Below are 18111 nucleotides of genomic sequence, written 5' to 3' on the forward strand. Positions count from 1 at the left end.
CAGAAACAACATGACCGAATGGTCATGTTGTTTCTTTATTGCGTAAGCAATTAGAATAAAATGCCCTGCATTTTATTCTTGCGCGGGTCCTAACGCCGTAACATAAAACTAACAACCAGTAAGGCGAAGAAGACAAAAAGGGAGAAAATACATACTTTTTTCCTTTCTTCTTCGCCTTATGCTATTTAATTGACCGCGCAGCGGTCTACTGCGTGGTCGATTGATTGGAAGCCGGGGGATGGCGGGTTAAGGATCCTCGGGCAATAAAATGCCGGTCAGGTAGTTTTCGGTGTTGAAGTAACGCCGGATGAGGCGCGGCATGGTTTCCGGGGTAAGGGCCGCAAGGACCGTTTCGTCCCGGCTGTAGGCGGCGCTTTCGTCACCCCGCATGATGTTGGCGGTCAGTACCCCCTGCCAGAACTCGTTGGTTTTACGGGCGGTTTCGCGCCTGCGGGAAAACCCTTCCCGAAGCTTGACCAAATCTTCTTCCCGGGCGGGGGTCTCCCCCAGGGTCTTGAGCTCCCGTATCACGAGGTCCGCGAGTTCCTCAGCCCGGGCAGGCTCGCAGCCGAAGTTTATGCCCCCGGTGTAGCGCCGTGAGGGATAGTTCTCCTGATGGCAGTAGACCCCCACCCCGTAACTTGCCCCCAGCTCTTCGCGGATCTTTTCCCGGAGGCGGATCTCAAGTAACTCAACCATGGCTGCGATCAGCGCCTGCTCGGTGTAAATATCCCCTTCAATCTCAGGATTTACGCCGCCGAATAACGTACGAACCAGGCTTTGCGGATCTATACCCTTTTTTATCCGCACCGTCTGTTTACCCCCGGGGAAGGCCGGAAGGGTATCCCGGGCTTCGGCGCTCTCCCCGGCGGGAAGGGAGGCCAGATACCGGGCGCTGAGCCGCTTTACCTCATCAAGCGCAATATCGCCGGTAAAGACAAAGGTAAAGTTCCCGGCCCCGCCGTAGAATTGCCGGTAAAATTCCCGCGCCTGGGCATCGTTAAGGGCCGCAACAAAAGAAGCGTCAGGCTGGTTAAGCCGGACGGAACCGGGGTAAAGGATCTTCAATTGTTCCGTTACAAAATAGCCCTGGGGATATTTTTGATAGACTTCTACGTTTGACGCGATATTCCCCGTTACCCGTTTCCATGCGGCTTCCGTAAAATTGGGGGAGGTAAAATACAAATTGACCAGTTGAAAGAGGCTTTCCATATCCCGGGCCGCGGCGGAACCGTATAACCCGGCGTGGATTTCGCTCAGTTCCGGCCCGACGGTCACGTTTTTGCCTGCCAGTTTTTTCGTAACCTGGGTCTGCCGGAACCCGTTTAAGCCGGACATCCCCGCATATTCCGCGGCTATAAACGCCGACGGGTATTCCTCATCGGAAACAAGGGAAAGCCCGCCCCGGCTCACGGCGTTAAACACAAAGAAGTCTTCCTTAAAATCGGTGGGACAAACCACGACTTTCGCGCCGTTTGACAGGGTGAATTCAGTGATCTCCGGCGTCTTACCGGTCAGCGTCTCGCCGGTCGGGGCGCCGCCGTTTCCGTCGGACAGTACGCGCTCCGCAATTATTGAACCGGGACGTTCCGCCAATTCAGGCGGGAAGAGGGGCCGGCCGTCCAGGTCGTCGTTGTAGGGCCCCAGGGAAGGATCCGGGGAGCGTTTCCACATCCGGTTGATGGCCGCCTTTGAAGGGACCCCCGCGTCCGGCGGCGCGATGGTCAGAAGCCGGGAACCGCGCTTATCAAAGTACCGTTTAATGACCCTGTTTACCTCATCCATGGTAAGGGCGTTGATGGTTTCCAGGGCCAGCCGGTATTCGGCGTCCGCCGAGAGGAAGGGCGTTTCGTTCAGCACGCTTTCCACCAGACGGGACGCAAGGTCCGGCGACTCGGTTTTTTTACGGTTCTGCCAGGCGTCCAAGGCATCGGAACGCAGATTAGCCTTTTGCCGCTCCAGTTCGGTTTCGGTGACGCCGTATTCCACAAAACGGTCGATCTCGTCAATGGCGGTCTTGAAGGCGTCGGCGAACATCCCCGGCTTGGGGTTGAACCAGACCGCACCGGCGTCTGTGGAACGCAGCACGTTTATCGTGAAGACCTGGCTGCCCAGGAAGAGATCGCCGTCCTGAACCTGTTCATCGAAGCGGGCCGATAAAACGTTTACCGCGACTGCGCCCGCGATGAACAGCCTATGATCCTCCCGGGTCCTCACCCGTACCGTGGGAAATAAGGCGCCGATGAGAACCTCGGTATAGGGCGCTTCGGGATCGGACAGGCGGAGGCTGAGTTTTGTCCGGGGAACGGACACGGGATACGAGGGGAGCGCCCGTGGTTTTTCACTTGCCGGGATAGCGGATAACCGTTCTCTTACCGCCCCTTCAAGCAGGGCGCCGTCGGCGTCCCCCACGATGATCAGGGTCATCAATTCCGGACGGTACCATTTTTTATAAAAGTTGACGATCCGGTCCCGGGGCGCCTTCTGAATAATATCCGGTTTACCGATGGGCATACGGTTTGCGTACCGGGAAAAGGGAAAGAGGAAGGGCAGCAGCGCGTCCCAGGCCCGGCCCTCGACGCCCCGGTTCAGGCGCCATTCCTCAAGCACCACCCCCCGCTCTTTTTCCAGTTCGGCCTCGTCAAAGCTAAGCCCCCAGGCCCAGTCGGAAATAACGGTAAGGCTGGTGTTCAAGGCTTCGGGATCATCCGCGGGGATCTCCAGGCGGTATACGGTTTCGTCGAATGAGGTGTACGCGTTTACCTCAGGGCCGAAGGACATGCCCAGGGTTTCAAAATACTCATACAATTGGTTCTCCGAAAAATGGGCGCTTCCGTTAAAGGCCATGTGTTCCACCAGGTGGGCGATACCCCGCTCGTTACGGGCTTCCAAAACCGATCCCGCTTTTACCACCAGCCTGAGGGAGATGCGGTTTTCGGGATAGCTGTTCGGTAAAATACGGTATGAAAACCCGTTTTCCAGGACCCCGGAAATGACCGCGGGATCCCCCTTCAGCAATTCACCGGGAGGGGAACCCCTATTGCCCGTAGTGGCACAAGCGGCCAAAACCAGGCAGAGCGAAAGAACGAAAAACCGGTACCAGCGTTTATTATTCATAAGGGCCCCCTTTTTGCGCCATGGACGCTTTTATACGTTCCATCCCGGCTGGAATAATTTTGAGGGAATACCCTTTTATTGTAATATGGTATGATCGTTAATACCAGTACCATGTAACATCTAAAACAGTACGGGAGAAAATAACCACGAAGGCGCAGTATTGGTCAATTCCTTACCCGAGTTTTTCGATAACGTTGTGGAGCCATTTGCCGGTTTTAAGCCGCCACAGGCCCAGGATCATTTTTATCGGGTCTTCGATACCTATGCAGAGGTAGGCCACCCATATCGGGGCGTGAAAAACAAAACTCGCTGCCGCCGCCAGGGGTATGGAAACCACCCACATAAAGAGGACATCATAGAGGATACAAAACCGCGTGTCCCCCCCGGAACGGCAGATACCGACGACCATGGCCATATTAAAGGCCCGGAAGGGGTAGACCGCGGCCAGGATGAGGAACATCACGTCGATAATGGACAGGACACTGCTGTTCACCCTGAAGATGAAGGGCAAAAGCCGGGAGAGGGCCAGGATGATGAGGGCCGCTCCCCCGGCAAGGAGGGGGGCAAACCGGCTTATTCTAAAGGCGTAATCCCGGGCGGCCTTTTCATCCCCCTCGCCTATTTTTTTACCGATCAGGACCGCTACTCCGTTCCCCAAGCCGATAAAAACAACCCAGGTTAATTGCGAAAAGGTATTGGTAATATTAAAAGCGGCAATGGCATCCGTATGGGTCCGGGCGATGATGATGTTCTGGAACATCACCCCCAGGGACCAAATAAATTCGTTCAGAACCACCGGAGAAACAATGCTGAAAAAACGCCCGATAAAAGGGCCGTTAAAGGCCGTCATCTCCCGGAAATTTCCCGCCAGGGGGTAGCGCCGGGCATAACTTACCCCGATGAGGATTCCCGTTTCGGTAAACCGGGCAATCACCGTGGCCATAGCGGCCCCCACCACTCCCATAGCGGGGATACGGCCAAACCCGAAGATAAAAAGGTAATTCAATCCCACATTGAGGGAAAGGGCGATCAGGGTACTTTCCATGGCAAGCCGGACTTTTTCGGTGGACCTGAGGGTCTGGATAAAAACAAAGCTGACGCCAAAGGGGATAAAGGCGGGAGCCAGGGTTTTAAGATAGGCCGCCCCGGCGGCGATCACCGCGGGATCCCGTGAGTAGATCCGGAGTATCCCCTCGGGGAAGAAGATCCCCGCGAGGGTAAAGAGCAGGGCGACGATCAGATTGAGGATAAGCGTAAACCCCGTATTTACCCTGATCCCCGGAATATCCCGTTTCCCCCAGAATTGGGCGGTAAAGATCGCGCTTCCCGAACATATCCCAAAGAGGATCATATTGAAGGTGAAAAAAAATTGATTCCCCAGGCCTACCGCGGCGATCTCCACGGTTCCCAGCCTCCCAATCATCACCGTATCGACCATGTTGACCAGGGAATTCACCAGATTCTGGAGCATGATGGGGATGGCGATGGTAAAGAGGCTTTTATAAAACTGTTTATCATTAAAAAGGGTAACGGGGTGCATAGCCTCTGTCTTTAGTATAGTAGATTCCGGGGATAAAAGACAGGGGAATACTTAACCACGAGTTTTCACTTCGATATCCTGGAATTTACTATCTGAATGCTATCTCTTCTTCGTGATGGTTCGTTGTTTTTCCGGTCCTTTGTTGAAACCGGGAGTTACCGGCCCTCCGGCCGGGCCGGTTGAAAGAATTCCCCCTATTCCCTATATTTAAACCAGGAGCAATTATCAGGTGGGATGTACCGGAACTCGACGGAGGAATCATAGGGATCTTGATGAGGGGTGCGGTTGAACCCTGATGTATCCATGGGGGAGCAGTGGAATAACCGCACCCTCTTCCGGCTCCTGTGGCCCCTGATTATCGAACAACTCCTGGCGGTAACCATGGGCGCGGCAGATACCATGATGGTCAGTACCGTGGGGGAATTTGCCGTTTCCGGGGTTAACATTATTGATAATATCAATAACCTCCTGATCATTGCCTTTAGCGCCCTTGCTACCGGCGGGGCGGTGGTTACCAGTCAATATATCGGCCGCCGGGATACCAAAAATTCCAGCCTCGCCTCACGGCAGCTTATCTATATCGTGATGCTCACCGCCCTGATTATCATGGGCATAAGCCTCGGTTTCCGGCGTCCCATTATCCGGCTGCTCTACGGAAAGGTGGCAACCGATGTGATGGACGCGGCGGCGGTTTATTTCCTTATTACCGCCTTTTCCTACCCTTTCTTGGCCCTCTATAACGCCAATGCCGCCCTGTTCCGATCTATGGGGAACAGCCGGGTAACCATGCGGATCGCCCTGCTGGTAAACATCTTGAATATCGGCGGTAATATTCTTTTTATCTACGGTTTCCGTATCGGCGTGGCCGGAGCGGCCCTGTCCACCCTCATAAGCCGGATCATCGCGGCGGTCCTTACCCTGGGCATCCTTACCCATAACCGCGCCATACCGGTTTCCCTCTCGGGGATACTGAAAATCAGGTTTGTCCGTCCCATGATCCGGAATATATTAAACGTGGGTATCCCCAGCGGCCTGGAAAGCTCCATGTTCCAGATCGGCAGACTCCTTACCCAGCGGATCTTCACCACCTTTGGGACCTGGGCTTTCGCTGCCAATGCCATTGCCGGGGTGATCAATTCCTTTTCCTTTATGCCGGGTATGGCCTACGGCATGGCCCTGCTTACTATCGTGGGACAATGCGTAGGCGCCGGGGATTACGAGGCGGCGAAAAAACAGACCGCCAAAATCATGAAGATCACCTACATCACCCTCTTTATCATCAGTTCCCTGATTTATATTTTCATGGAACCCCTGGTGAATCTTTTCAGCCTCAGCCCCGAGGCCCACGACCTGGCAAAGGTTTTTTTACAGGTCCACTGTATTTCCATGGCCATCGGGTGGCCCATGAGTTTCGCCCTGCCCAATGCCCTGCGGGCCGCCGGGGACGCCCGGTATGTGATGATCGTGGCCAGCGTCTCCATGTGGACCGTCCGGGTGAGCGCCGCCTACCTCCTGGCCTATCCCCTGGGGATAGGGCCCCTGGGGGTATGGCTTGCCATGGGCGCCGACTTTGTCAGCCGGGGGATCTGTTACCTTACCCGCTGGCTGGGGGGCAAATGGCAAACCAAACAGGTTATCGGCAGCGGCGGTTGAACCGCCAGGATGTATTACCTTTGGCTTGAGGTAATCCGCGATAGTCTTGCTACGGAAGACCGGAAGTCCTATACTGTACACACTTCCCTTTTTGCGGAAGCGGGCGGGGATTTTATATCTATGGCGGAGGTGTGGGTATGAAGAAAATTTTAGCGGTTGATGATCAAGCGGAAGTCATCAATATCATCGCGGACTTCCTGGATCATAACTACGAAGTCTATCCCGCAAAAACAACGAGAAAAGCCTTCGCGTTGCTGCACAAAACAAAATTCGATCTTATCCTGCTTGATATTTTGATGCCCGGGATGAACGGCATAGAATTTCTTGAATATATAAAAACACAAATTTGGTACGAAAACACGCCGGTTATTTTTGTGTCTTCCGAAGCTGATTTTAAAACCGTTTCCCAGGCAGTTAATCTGGGTGCCAATGGCTATATAAAAAAACCTATAGAAAAAGAAATTTTGCTTGAGAAAATAAAATTGGTCATCGGCGGGTAAAAAGCATGCTTGATACCGATGATCCGGTTTCCCTTAAAACCGAAATAAAACGGCTGGAACGGGAACTGAAAAAGAAAAACCGTCAGCTTTCCGCCGCACAGACGCAGCTGGAACGTTTCAGTAATGTAAATAGCATGCAGAACGAAATCGTCGGGAACCTCACCACCGAAATGTCCAAGCGGGAAAAATTTATGACCATGCTGCTGAAATACAGCAAAAACATCATCCTGCTTTTGGACAAGGAATTGAATGTTGCCTATTACACCGATAATTTTTTCCGGGATGCGCTCAAGAGCAAAACGGTTTCGGGCATTGAAGATAAAAATATCTTTAAGGTGTTTGAAAAATATTTTAATAATACGGCCGCCACGGGGATACAAAAAACCATCGAAAAGGCTATCTCTTCAAAAAAAACACAGATCCGAAAGGAAAAAATCCGTTATAGCGGCGGTGAACAATATCTTATTTATTACCTTTACGTAACGGCCATACTGAACGATGAGGATAAACTGGACGGAGTTATCCTGCTGTATACCGATATTACGGAACTTGAAAATGCCCGGGTAGCGGCAGAGGCGGCGAGTAAGGCAAAAAGCGAATTTCTGGCAAAGATGAGCCATGAGATCCGGACTCCCATGAATACGATCATCGGTATGAGCGACCTGATACCCCAGGAAAATTTGAATTCCCTGCAAAGAGGCTATTTTTCGGATATCAAAAAAATGTCAAAAATCCTCCTGGGTATTATTAACGACATCCTTGATTTTTCCAAGGCCGAAAGCGGAAAAATGGAATTACTACCGGGGCATTTTAATATTAACACCCTCTTTAATCATATCTGTTCCATGCAATCTTTTATCGCGCAGCAAAAGTCCCTGGATTTCAAAAGCAGCTATTCCCCTTTGATCCCCGAATTTATCTATGGCGATGAGATGCGGATAAATCAAATTTTTACCAACCTGATCAACAACGCCGTCAAATACACAAAGGAAGGGTTTGTTTCATTTTCCCTGAATATGGGCAGGTGTCCCCGGGACAATTCGGACGCGGATTACCTGATCGCCAAAATCGCCGATACCGGAATCGGCATAAAACAGGAAAACATCTCCCGTCTTTTTGAGAGTTTCCAGCAGATGGATACCCGCAAGAACAAGGGGATTGAAGGGACCGGTTTAGGCCTGGCCATTGTCGAGCAGTTAGTATCCCTGATGAAAGGTTTTATCGAGGTTGAAAGCGAATACGGTAAAGGCTCCGTGTTCACCGTGTACCTCCCCCTGGTGCGGGGAGATCCTGCAAAGGCGGAGAAGCCCCGGCAGGATACGCAACAGCTTATCGCCGTGGACGAGGTCAGGGCCCTGGTGGTAGATGACGTTCCCACGAATCTCACCGTGGCGGTGGCTTTCCTAAACCGGCACCATATCTCCTCGGATACGGCGGAAGACGGCTTGGGGGCGATTGAGCTGGTAAAAAAATCCTTTGCTGAAAAACGTCCCTACGACATTATCTTTATGGATCACATGATGCCCGATATGGACGGCATTGAAACAACCCGCCGGATACGGAAACTTGAAAAAAAACAACCGGGTGAAGCAGTCCCCGCTATTCCGGTCATCTGCCTCTCCGCCAACGCGGTACAGGGAGCGAAGGAGCTGTTTCTTTCCTCAGGTATGAATGGTTTTATCCCAAAACCCATTGAGCCCGAGGTTTTGAACGACGCGTTAAAAAAATTTTTACCCAAAGAAAAATATACCCTGGTGGATGTCACCACTAATAAAGCCGCTGCCGGAAAATTAGACGCAAAGCAGGAACGGATACTCGGGGAGCTGGCAAAAATCGAAGGGCTCGATACCGCCCAAGGGCTCCATTATGCCGCGGGAAATTTTGAAACCTATACATCGACGCTGAAACAGTTCTCCTCCGGAATTACCAGGGGGCTTGCCCTTATCCGTGACAGCCTTGTGGCGGCGGATTGGAAACCCTATACCGTACAGGTCCATGCCTACAAGGGGATCTGCGCCACCATCGGAGCGGGGGCTCTTTCCGAGTGGGGCAAGAAGCTTGAAGCGGCCGCAAAGGGCGATGACCAGGCCGCCTGCCTGGCGGAAACGGAAGCCTTCTGTTCCGCCCTGGAGGAATTTAACGCGGCCCTCCGGGGCACCTCGCTTTTTGCGGAAACGGACGGAACGGACAAGACCGAAATCACCGCGGCGGATATGGCTGCAAAGCTGACCGAATTCGCGGAAGCCTGTGAGGAGAGCCATGCCGGCCGGATCAGAGCCCTGGTAAAGGAATTGGAATGCCTGCGCCTTGCCGATACGGCCCCTGATTTTGAGGCGGCCCTGGCGCAGGCCCTCGATCTTGCCCGGTTCCTGGACTATGACGAGGCCGCGGAAAAAGCCCGCGAACTTTGTGCGGCAATGGAAGGCGAAGGCATCGGACCGGTTTAAAACGCCCGTTTTTTGGAAACCGGCTCAATTTACTGTATCCGGCATAGATTAAATTGACGGGCGCTGTTTTTATTTGGTATACTGTTTTCCATGAGTGAGCCTGAAAAAACCATGACCCGGGAAGCGGCCTGGGAACTGTTAAAAACCTACAATAAAGACCCCTTCCATCTCCAGCATGCCCTAACCGTGGAGGGGGTGATGCGATGGTTTGCCCGGGATTTGGGCTATGGGGCGGAAGAGGATTTTTGGGGCATCGTGGGCCTTCTCCACGATATTGACTTTGAGCAATACCCCGATGAGCATTGTATCAAGGCGCCGGAATTGCTCAAGGCCGGAGGCGCCGGGGAAGCCCTGATCCATGCGGTGTGCAGTCACGGGTATGAACTTACCGTGGAGATAAAACCGGAACATCCTATGGAAAAGGTACTCTACGCAGCGGATGAGCTTACCGGCCTTATTTGGGCGGTGGCGATCATCCGGCCATCCAAAAGCGTTCAGGATATGGAGGTGAAATCGGTAAAAAAGAAGTACAAGGCCGCCAATTTTGCCGCGGGTTGTTCCCGGCCGGTTATCGAAAAGGGGACGGCTATGCTTGGCTGGGAACTGGACACCCTGATCGAAAAGACGATCCTGGCCATGCGGTCCTGCGAGGCTTCGGTTAACGCCTTTATGGCGGAAACAGCTTCCTCCTAAGGGGTTGAAGCAATTTCAGGATCGGATTTACGGTATGCGGGGAAAAGCGGTAATCGCCATGAGCGGCGGGGTGGACAGCTCCGTGGCAGCGTGGATCATGAAGGAACAGGGCTACGACTGTATTGGTATTACCCTCAAACTTTTTACCAATGATGATCTGGGGTTGAAAAAAAACCATTCCTGCTGTTCCCTGGACGATATCAACGATGCCCGGAACGTGGCCTACCATATGGGTATGCCCCATTATGTCCTTAATTTTTCCGGGGATTTCAGGGACCAGGTGATCCGCCGTTTTATCGAAACCTATGAACAGGGGGGCACCCCAAACCCCTGTATCGATTGTAACCGGTACATCAAATTTGAAAGCCTCCTCAGGCGGGCAAAACAGCTTGATTTTGAAACCCTGGTCACCGGTCACTACGCACGGATTGAGTGGGACCCCGCAAGCGGCCGTTTTTTCTTGAAGAAGGCCCGGGATATCAAAAAGGATCAGAGTTATGTCCTCTACTGCCTGACCCAGGAACAGCTGGCCCATACGGTTTTTCCCCTGGGGGATAAAACCAAAGGGGAGGTTCGGGAAATCGCACTGGCCCAGGGCTTCGTGAACGCGAAAAAACATGACAGCCAGGACATCTGTTTTGTTCCCGACCGGGATTATCCCCGGTTTATCGAAACCTATACGGGAAAACAGCAGGAGGGGGGAAACATCCTCAACCGGGAGGGGGCGGTTTTAGGCAGGCACCGGGGACTTATCCGCTATACCATCGGCCAGCGGCGGGGGATGGGAATTTCCTTTCCCCAGCCTATGTATGTTGCCGCCAAATCCGTGGCGGAGAACACCCTTACCCTGGGCCCCGAGGAAAGCCTCTATTCCCGTTCCCTCACGGCCGGGGACTGTAACCTTATCGCCTGTACCTCCCTGGAACGGCCCCGGCGGGTACGGGTTAAAACCCGGTATCTCCAGGCCGAGCAGGGGGCTGTGGCGGAACAAGTGGGTCCCCGCAGCATCCGCATTGACTTTGACGAACCCCAGCGGGCCATTACCCCGGGACAGGCGGCGGTCCTTTACGATGGGGACTATGTGATTGGAGGCGGGACGATCCTGTGAGACCACCAACCGGGTGGTCGAACAAGTCTACTATACGTTGCGAGGTACGGTAAGGTGATTTTAAAGGTAATAAGTTGTCTGTTTACCGGATCCGGCTGTATTTTGATGATATTTGCCGCGGTGGAGTACCAAAAACTGTTGGATTATTACAAACAGGAATCCTATCGGGCCCTGCGATCCGGATACCGGATTAACCTGGTCCTGCTTTACCTCTTTATCGGCGGATTTTTTACCGCCCTGGTGGACAGTATCCTGCGGGAGCCGGATATACTCTATACTATCCTGGCCGTCATTTTCCATCTGGGGGCGGTATATGTGTTGTTTACGGTAAGAACCCAGGCCCAGGCTGCGCTGATGCTTCGGGAAAAGGCGCTGGAAGTGACCCGGGCCTTTGTGGACGCCATCGATTTAAAGGATTTTTGTACCAGGGCCCATTCCAAGCATGTGTATGATATTGTGGGCCTTTTTTACGACCAGCTCAAAGAATTTAAACATGTGCTGAACAAGGGAAAACTCCTGGATGCGGCCCTTTTCCACGATATTGGAAAGATAAATATTTCCGCGGAAATTTTTCGTAAACAGGAAAAACTCACCGGTGAAGAATGGGCCCTTATCAAAACCCACCCTGCCGTAGGCAAGGAAATGCTGGACCAAACCTGCTTTAGCGAAATAAGCGACTGGATTATGTACCACCATGAACGGGTGGACGGGAACGGCTATTACGGGCGCATATCCGAGGAGATCCCCCTGGAATCCAAAATCATCGCCATTGCGGATGTCTATTCCGCCCTCTGTAATGACCGTTCCTACCGGCCCCGGCTTAGTCATGACGAGGCGGTGGCGATTATCACCAAAGAGGCGGGCAAACAGTTTGACCCGGTATTGGTGGAGCGGTTTTTGCAAATTGACCGGAAAATTTTGGAAAAATTATGACCCCTGGGGCTTTCCCCAAACCCGGTTGGTTTCGGGAAGGGCTCCCCCGCCACGCCATTCAGTGATTTATCCCAAAAATAAAGAAATTCTCTTATACAACCCATGACGGCTTGTACTATAGTAATAATAAAGCGAAAACCAGAGGAGTTAGTTCCAGGATGAAAAAAAGTATTTTTGGAGGGTCAAACCTCTTTCACCGCCCGGTTGGTTTTGGAAAATGGTTGGGAAAAAACAGGCCCCAGGCGGCCGTTTCAAAATACGGCATGTTGAAACGGTCCGGGCTTTTATTGGTTTTAGGGGGGTTTTTATTTTCCTGCGCCTCGCCCCCCCCACCGGAAACCACGGCCCCTCCCCCGCAGGCTCCGGCGAAAGCGCCCCCGCAGGAAAAAATGGATTTTGCGGAGGCCAAGGCCCGGGCCGTGAGCGCCATGGACAAGGCCAAATCAGTTAAGGCGGATGTATCCGTCAAGGATCACTATACTACCGCCTTTTCCACCTATACGGAAGCGGAATCCCTGGCTGCCGTGGGTTCTGCCGACGGTATCGGGAAATATCTGGAAGCGGAAACGGCCTTCCTGGCGGCCCACGACGAGGCCATAGCCAAACGGGAAGAAGCCCAACGGCAGCTCGGCCGGGCCCGGGAAGCGATTAAAACCGTAGAAGACGAGGCCACCGAATTTGACCGGCAGCAAGCCGAAGATCGCCGGCAAGGAAGCCCCCAATGAAAAAAATATACCTAAGCATGGTCCTGTTATCCCTTTGGGCCGGAGCCGGCCTGGCCGCCCAATCCCTGGAAAATAACGAGTACTATAAAAAGTCCGTGGAATACGCCGGCCTTTCCCAGCAGGCCCTGGATGCCGGGGCCTATGACGAGGCTACCGAATATGCCCTGCAGTCCCAAGAATACGCCGCCCGTTCCAAGAAGTATATTGAGGAGATGCTTCTGGCCTATAGGGCCCGCTCGGCCTATGTGGCGGCCAAAGCCCGGATGGATCTGGCCACCCGGGCCAAGCTGCGGAACAGGGCCGCCGCGGTTTATGATGAGGCGGCAGCTTATTTTAAATCCGCCGAAACCCGGTTTAACGCCCGGGAATACGAAAACAGCATCCCCGATTCAAGAAAAGTGGTGGAACTCCTCCTGAATTTTGAAACCCTCTATCCGGTCCAAGCCGCCCAGTCCAGTCCTCCTTCGGGCGGCTTGGCCGCCTTTTACGAGGTTAAACTCAATCCGGCGCGACGGGACTGCCTCTGGCGGATCGCGGAATTTGATTTTGTCTACGGGGACCCCCGCCAATGGCCCCGGCTTTACGAGGCCAATAAGGATAAATTCCCCCAACCGGATAACCCCCATCTCATCGTGCCGGGGATGATCCTGACCATCCCGTCCATTCACGGGGAAGAACGGAGCGGCACCCGGTAATCCGGAGAAAAGTATCTTTAGGGAACCTTGGGGACCCCATCGGGGGTTCCGGAGGTTCCCTTTTTTTTTGAAGACGGTTGCCTTTTATGGCCCAGACCGGTATAGTAAAGGCAGGATTTTCAGAACCCCTTGAAGACCCTACAAGATGTTAATTTTGGAGGAAGTAAGATGAAAAAGACCCTTTTTCTCTCTGTGGTAATGTTGGCTGCCCTGTCCCTGGGGCTTTATGCCCGGGGGGCAACGCAACAGATTCGGCTGGCTACCGGTGGAAATACCGGGACCTACTACGCCTATGGCTCCGCGGTGGCGCAGATCCTGACGGAAAAAACCAAGATCCCCATCACCATCCAGTCCACCGGGGCTTCCAAGGCGAATATTCAGCTTATTACCGCCGGAGAGGTGGAGGTGGCCATTGTCCAGAACGATGTGATGGATTACGCCTACCAGGGAACGGAACTTTTTAACGGGGAGCAGACCACGTCCTTTACCGCCATGGCGGGGCTCTATGCCGAAGTGTGTCAGATCATTGCCAACCCCGCATCGGGAATCCGCACCGTGGCGGATCTCCGGGGCAAAAACGTCTCCGTGGGGGACGCCGGCAGCGGGGTGGAATTTAACGCCCGGCAGATCCTGGAAGCCTATGGTATTTCCTTTAACGATATCGGCAAGCAGAACCTCAGTTTCGGCGCTTCCGCCGATGCCCTGCGGGATAATAAGCTCGACGCCTTTTTCTGCACCGCCGGGGCCCCCACCACCGCGGTGGTGGATCTGGCCATTGGCAAGGACATCATCCTCCTGGAAATCGACGATACCCACATGACCCAGTTGGCCCAGAAGTACCCCTTCTACACCCGGTACCCCATCCCCGCGGGGACCTACCGGGGGATCACCCGGGATATCAATACCGTGGCGGTTAAGGCCACCTTTATCGTGAGTAAAAGCCTCTCCGAAGACGTGGTGTACCAGCTTACCAAGACCCTCTTTGAAAGCCGGGATGAAATAATCAGCGCCCATGCCAAGGGTACGGAATTGTCCCCCGCCTATGGAGTTGGGGGGATATCGATACCCTTCCATCCCGGGGCGGAGAAGTACTTTAAGGAAATCGGCGCCCTCCGGTAGTACGGGCAGGGCCTCCGGCTGCCGGGGGCCCCCAGGTTTTTGGTTGTTTTATTCGGAACGAAGCCCGCGGTGGTGGTATGGGATCGTGGGTAATCTCATTATTGCCCTCCTCGTGGTATCAGGGGCTATAATTTTCAGGGGATTACCCAAAAAACTGGTCATCACCGACACGGAGTCGGGGGTGCTATACGGCCGGTGGCCGGTTAACGACGGAGCGGAATTCGCCATTGAGTTTGTCCATTCGGTTAATCAAAGTCCGGTCCGGGATATTTTCCAGGTCCGGGGGAGACGGATCGCGGCAGTGGCCACGGTGTTCAGTTCCTTTGGCGCGGGGATGCAGACCGAGCTGGGCGCGGGCGAGGAGCTTATCCGGGAGGAGGATGGGACCATGCGGATCGTCGGATTCACCCGGTCCTTCAAATCCCTGGCCTATATCGTGGGGACGGTCTCGGATCATACTTTATATATCAATAATGAACGGATCAGCCTGCGGGAACGGTGCGGAAAAAACGCCCATATCACGGTTCGGGTAAAATAGGAGCGGGAGTATAGCATGACCCATGATAAATCAATACATATTATGACCGAGGCGGAAACCGAGGAGCTTATTGCCCAGTTTGACCGGGAATCGAATATCCGCCGGTTTACGGGGCTGCCCAATTATTTGGTTAAGGGGCTGCTCCTGCTGTTTACCCTCTACGTGTTTTGGGTTACCCTCTTCGCCAACCTTCCGGAACAGATCCGGCGGAGCGTGTTTTTGGGGATCCTGGTGTTTATCGGCTATCTTCTGTACCCCGTCAAGCGGGGGCTGCGGAAGCGGGTGAACCATATCCCCTGGTACGATCTGGTCCTGGGTATTGCAGGGGCCGTGGCCTTTTTTTATTACGCCGTTAATTTTCGGGTCATCATCGCCCGGGCGGTGCTGCTCCTCCCCCTGGATATCGTCATGGGCATCATGGGTATCATCATCCTGGCGGAACTCTGCCGCCGGGTGGTGGGGATCCCTATTCTGGTGGTGGCCGCCGGATTTGTCACCTACGCCTTTGCGGCGGGTTTTTCCCTCCGCCGGGTGATCCATCAGCTCTTTTACACCACCGACGGTATCATCGGTACCCCCATCGGGGTGTGTTCCACCTTTATCGTACTTTTTATATTCCTCGCCTCCTTTCTGGAAAAGTCGGGGATTGCCACCTTTTTTATCGACCTGGCCAATTCCGTGGCGGGATTCGCCTCGGGGGGACCTGCCAAGGTGGCGGTCATTGCCAGCGCCCTGGAGGGGATGTATTCGGGGAGTTCCGTGGCCAATACCGTGGGTTCCGGGAGCGTCACCATTCCGGTGATGAAAAAAACCGGGTATAAGCCGGAATTTGCCGCCGCGGTGGAGGCGGCGGCTTCTACCGGGGGCCAGATCATGCCCCCCATCATGGGGGCGGCGGCCTTCCTCATGTCGGAACTGACCAACATCCCCTATCCGGTCATTGCCGTTTCCGCCATCCTGCCCGCGGCCCTGTATTTTACCGGGATCTTTCTGATGATCCACTTTGAGGCGAAAAAACTGGGGCTTAAGGGGCTGCCCCGGGAGTCGATCCCCCATTTCGGCAGGCTGCTTTTTGTTAAGGGCTACCTTTTCCTGCCCGTGCTGATCCTGGTGGGGTTCATGACCCTGGGGTTCACCCCGGCCTATGCCGCCTGTCTTGCTATCCTCGCGTCGATCATCGTGAGTTTTTTCCGGCGGGACACCCGGCTTACCCCGGCCTCTTTTGTGGACGCCCTGGGGAACGGTACCCGAAATACCGTGGGGGTGGCCATGGCCTGCGCCATCGCCGGGGTGGTGGTGGGGATCGTGTCCCTCACCGGCCTCGGTCAGGTTTTAATCTCCCTGCTCCTCACGGTGGCCAATAACAGCCTCTTCTTCGCCCTGGTCCTCACCATGATCGCCTGCCTCATCCTGGGGATGGGGATCCCCACGACGGCCAATTATGTGATCATGGCCACCATTACCGCTCCCATCGTGATCCGTATGGGGGTCCCCGTGCTGGCCGCCCACATGTTCGTCTTTTATTTTGGGATCGTGGCGGATATTACCCCCCCGGTGGCCCTGGCGGCCTATGCGGGGGCGGCCATCGCCAAGGCGAATCCCATCAAAACCGGGGTTACCGCCACCAGGCTTGCCATTACCGCCTTTATTATTCCCTATATTTTTGTGTTCAGCCCTTCCATGCTTTTTATCGATACCACCCCCCTGGAGGTCATCCGGATTGTGGTTACCTCCTGTTTCGGCATGTTGGGCCTTTCGGTGGGCCTGGAAGGGTATATGCTGCGGAAGGTGATCGTCCCCGAGCGGATTATGGCCATTGCGGGAGGACTGCTCCTGATTGAACCCGGGCTTACCAGCGACCTTATCGGGCTGGTCTTGATCATCGTGGTGGGGGTACTCCAGATAGCGGGGGGAAAGGTAAAAAAAGAAAAAAGCCTCCCTGCCGATACAGACCAGAAAATCGACGGGCGGTAAGCTTAAGAGGTTTTATGGGACAAGAGCCCCCTGTCCTCAAGCCCTGCCTCAAATGGGCCGGTGGAAAACGGCAGTTACTGGCCGAAATAATAAAGAACCTTCCCGCCCGGATCGAGGATTACACCTACTATGAACCCTTTGTCGGAGCCGGGGCGGTGTTTTTTGCCCTACAGCCCTCCCGGGGGGTGATCAATGACGTTAACGCCCAACTTATGGCAACCTATCGGGTTATAAAAGAAGATGTGGAGGCCCTGATTGCCGTCTTACAGGAACATGAAAAAAATAATACCCCGGAATATTTTTACCATATCAGGAATTTGGATCTGGATAACCGTAACTTTACCCGTTTACCGGAGGTGGAAAAGGCGGGGCGGCTGATTTTCCTCAATAAAACCTGTTTTAACGGTTTGTACCGGGTAAATGCCCGGGGGCTGTTTAATGTTCCCCGGGGAAGATATAAAAATCCCCGGATCTGTGAGGAAGGCCTGCTGCGGGCCATCAGTCAGTACCTGCAAAACCATGCCATTACCATCCTTCAGGGGGATTTTGCCGCGGCCCTGCAAGATGCCGGGGACCGGGCGCTGGTGTATCTGGATCCCCCCTATCATAGCCCGGATAAGCTCAATTTTACCGGATACCAGCCGCCGGGATTCGGGGAGGATGAACAAATCCGGCTCAGGGACTGTTTTTTGGTGTTAACAGAACGGGGAGCAAAATGTTTATTAAGCAATGCCGACACGGAATTTATCCGGAAACTCTATACCCATCCCCGCGCTGAGATCATCCCCCTGTGGGCAAAACGTTCCATCAATTCCGACCCCTCCCGCCGGGGGCAGGTCGGGGAGGTATTGATAAAAAACTGGAAAGACCCCTAGTACCTTGTAAACACTAATATGCCTGATATACGGGAGAAAGAGAATTCGACCACGAAGGCGAATAAGGCGAATAAGGCGAATAAGTAAGTAAGAAAAAACAAGGAAAAATTACGTATTTCTTCCCTTTTTCGCCTTCTGCGCCTTTGTGGTGAATTTCTTAAATTCTGTATATGTATGGCCGTTTAGTGTTTACA

Annotated in this window: 14 protein-coding genes; 12 read left to right on the plus strand and 2 right to left on the minus strand. The window is 53.8% G+C overall.

Features of this window, described 5'->3' with window-relative positions:
* Positions 1–246: 246 nt before the first annotated feature.
* Positions 247–3117 (minus strand): M16 family metallopeptidase, encoded by a 2871-nt coding sequence (locus LQZ21_RS13525; protein ID WP_411045051.1) that lies wholly within the window; start codon positions 3115–3117, stop codon positions 247–249.
* Between the two features lie 172 nt (positions 3118–3289).
* Entirely contained in the window at positions 3290–4657 is a 1368-nt protein-coding gene (locus tag LQZ21_RS13530; RefSeq protein ID WP_411045052.1) for an MATE family efflux transporter, read from the minus strand.
* Between the two features lie 285 nt (positions 4658–4942).
* On the opposite strand from LQZ21_RS13530, the gene LQZ21_RS13535 reads away from it, so the two are divergent.
* The 12 genes from LQZ21_RS13535 to LQZ21_RS13590 all read left to right on the plus strand — a co-directional run bounded on the left by LQZ21_RS13535 (position 4943) and on the right by LQZ21_RS13590 (position 17917).
* Complete coding sequence (locus tag LQZ21_RS13535; protein WP_411045053.1) at positions 4943–6310, plus strand: MATE family efflux transporter; 1368 nt, start codon at positions 4943–4945, stop codon at positions 6308–6310.
* A 137-nt stretch (positions 6311–6447) separates the two neighbouring features.
* Complete coding sequence (locus LQZ21_RS13540) at positions 6448–6810, plus strand: response regulator (RefSeq protein WP_411045064.1); 363 nt, start codon at positions 6448–6450, stop codon at positions 6808–6810.
* A gap of 5 nt (positions 6811–6815) precedes the next feature.
* Positions 6816–9257 carry an ATP-binding protein gene (locus tag LQZ21_RS13545; protein WP_411045054.1) on the plus strand — a complete coding sequence of 814 codons (2442 nt, stop codon included), beginning with the start codon at positions 6816–6818 and terminating at the stop codon, positions 9255–9257.
* Positions 9258–9347: 90 nt separating this feature from the next.
* Positions 9348–9950, plus strand: a complete 603-nt coding sequence (locus tag LQZ21_RS13550) for a hydrolase (protein WP_411045055.1) — start codon at positions 9348–9350, stop codon at positions 9948–9950.
* Positions 9951–9984: 34 nt separating this feature from the next.
* Positions 9985–11058, plus strand: a complete 1074-nt coding sequence (gene mnmA, locus LQZ21_RS13555) for a tRNA 2-thiouridine(34) synthase MnmA (protein WP_411045056.1) — start codon at positions 9985–9987, stop codon at positions 11056–11058.
* A 105-nt stretch (positions 11059–11163) separates the two neighbouring features.
* Entirely contained in the window at positions 11164–11991 is an 828-nt protein-coding gene (locus LQZ21_RS13560; protein ID WP_411045057.1) for an HD-GYP domain-containing protein, read from the plus strand.
* A 158-nt stretch (positions 11992–12149) separates the two neighbouring features.
* Positions 12150–12716 carry a hypothetical protein gene (locus tag LQZ21_RS13565; RefSeq protein WP_411045058.1) on the plus strand — a complete coding sequence of 189 codons (567 nt, stop codon included), beginning with the start codon at positions 12150–12152 and terminating at the stop codon, positions 12714–12716.
* On the plus strand, positions 12713–13411 hold the full coding sequence (locus LQZ21_RS13570) for a LysM peptidoglycan-binding domain-containing protein (RefSeq protein ID WP_411045059.1): 699 nt from the start codon (positions 12713–12715) through the stop codon (positions 13409–13411). Before LQZ21_RS13565 ends, LQZ21_RS13570 begins: the two co-directional genes overlap by 4 nt.
* Positions 13412–13579: 168 nt before the next feature.
* Complete coding sequence (locus LQZ21_RS13575) at positions 13580–14530, plus strand: TAXI family TRAP transporter solute-binding subunit (protein ID WP_411045060.1); 951 nt, start codon at positions 13580–13582, stop codon at positions 14528–14530.
* Positions 14531–14615: 85 nt separating this feature from the next.
* Positions 14616–15068, plus strand: coding sequence for a DUF1850 domain-containing protein (locus LQZ21_RS13580; RefSeq protein WP_411045061.1), 453 nt, complete (start codon positions 14616–14618; stop codon positions 15066–15068).
* A 15-nt stretch (positions 15069–15083) separates the two neighbouring features.
* Entirely contained in the window at positions 15084–17042 is a 1959-nt protein-coding gene (locus LQZ21_RS13585; protein ID WP_411045062.1) for a TRAP transporter permease, read from the plus strand.
* Positions 17043–17056: 14 nt separating this feature from the next.
* Positions 17057–17917: a DNA adenine methylase gene (locus LQZ21_RS13590; RefSeq protein ID WP_411045063.1), complete on the plus strand. Its 861-nt coding sequence runs from the start codon at positions 17057–17059 to the stop codon at positions 17915–17917.
* Positions 17918–18111: the final 194 nt, after the last annotated feature.

This window comes from Treponema sp. TIM-1 (genome assembly GCF_046533115.1).
In the GTDB taxonomy this organism is placed as follows: Bacteria; Spirochaetota; Spirochaetia; order Treponematales; family Breznakiellaceae; genus JAIRMO01.

Bases quoted from the DNA above. Each gene is read 5' to 3' on its own strand.
- LQZ21_RS13550 (WP_411045055.1), top strand. From the start codon at position 9,348: ATGAGTGAGCCTGAAAAAACCATGACCCGGGAAGCGGCCTGGGAACTG.
- LQZ21_RS13565 (WP_411045058.1), top strand. From the start codon at position 12,150: ATGAAAAAAAGTATTTTTGGAGGGTCAAACCTCTTTCACCGCCCGGTT.
- LQZ21_RS13590 (WP_411045063.1), top strand. From the start codon at position 17,057: ATGGGACAAGAGCCCCCTGTCCTCAAGCCCTGCCTCAAATGGGCCGGT.
- LQZ21_RS13545 (WP_411045054.1), top strand. From the start codon at position 6,816: ATGCTTGATACCGATGATCCGGTTTCCCTTAAAACCGAAATAAAACGG.
- mnmA (WP_411045056.1), top strand. From the start codon at position 9,985: ATGCGGGGAAAAGCGGTAATCGCCATGAGCGGCGGGGTGGACAGCTCC.
- LQZ21_RS13585 (WP_411045062.1), top strand. From the start codon at position 15,084: ATGACCCATGATAAATCAATACATATTATGACCGAGGCGGAAACCGAG.
- LQZ21_RS13530 (WP_411045052.1), bottom strand. From the start codon at position 4,657: ATGCACCCCGTTACCCTTTTTAATGATAAACAGTTTTATAAAAGCCTC.
- LQZ21_RS13560 (WP_411045057.1), top strand. From the start codon at position 11,164: ATGATATTTGCCGCGGTGGAGTACCAAAAACTGTTGGATTATTACAAA.
- LQZ21_RS13575 (WP_411045060.1), top strand. From the start codon at position 13,580: ATGAAAAAGACCCTTTTTCTCTCTGTGGTAATGTTGGCTGCCCTGTCC.
- LQZ21_RS13540 (WP_411045064.1), top strand. From the start codon at position 6,448: ATGAAGAAAATTTTAGCGGTTGATGATCAAGCGGAAGTCATCAATATC.
- LQZ21_RS13570 (WP_411045059.1), top strand. From the start codon at position 12,713: ATGAAAAAAATATACCTAAGCATGGTCCTGTTATCCCTTTGGGCCGGA.
- LQZ21_RS13525 (WP_411045051.1), bottom strand. From the start codon at position 3,117: ATGAATAATAAACGCTGGTACCGGTTTTTCGTTCTTTCGCTCTGCCTG.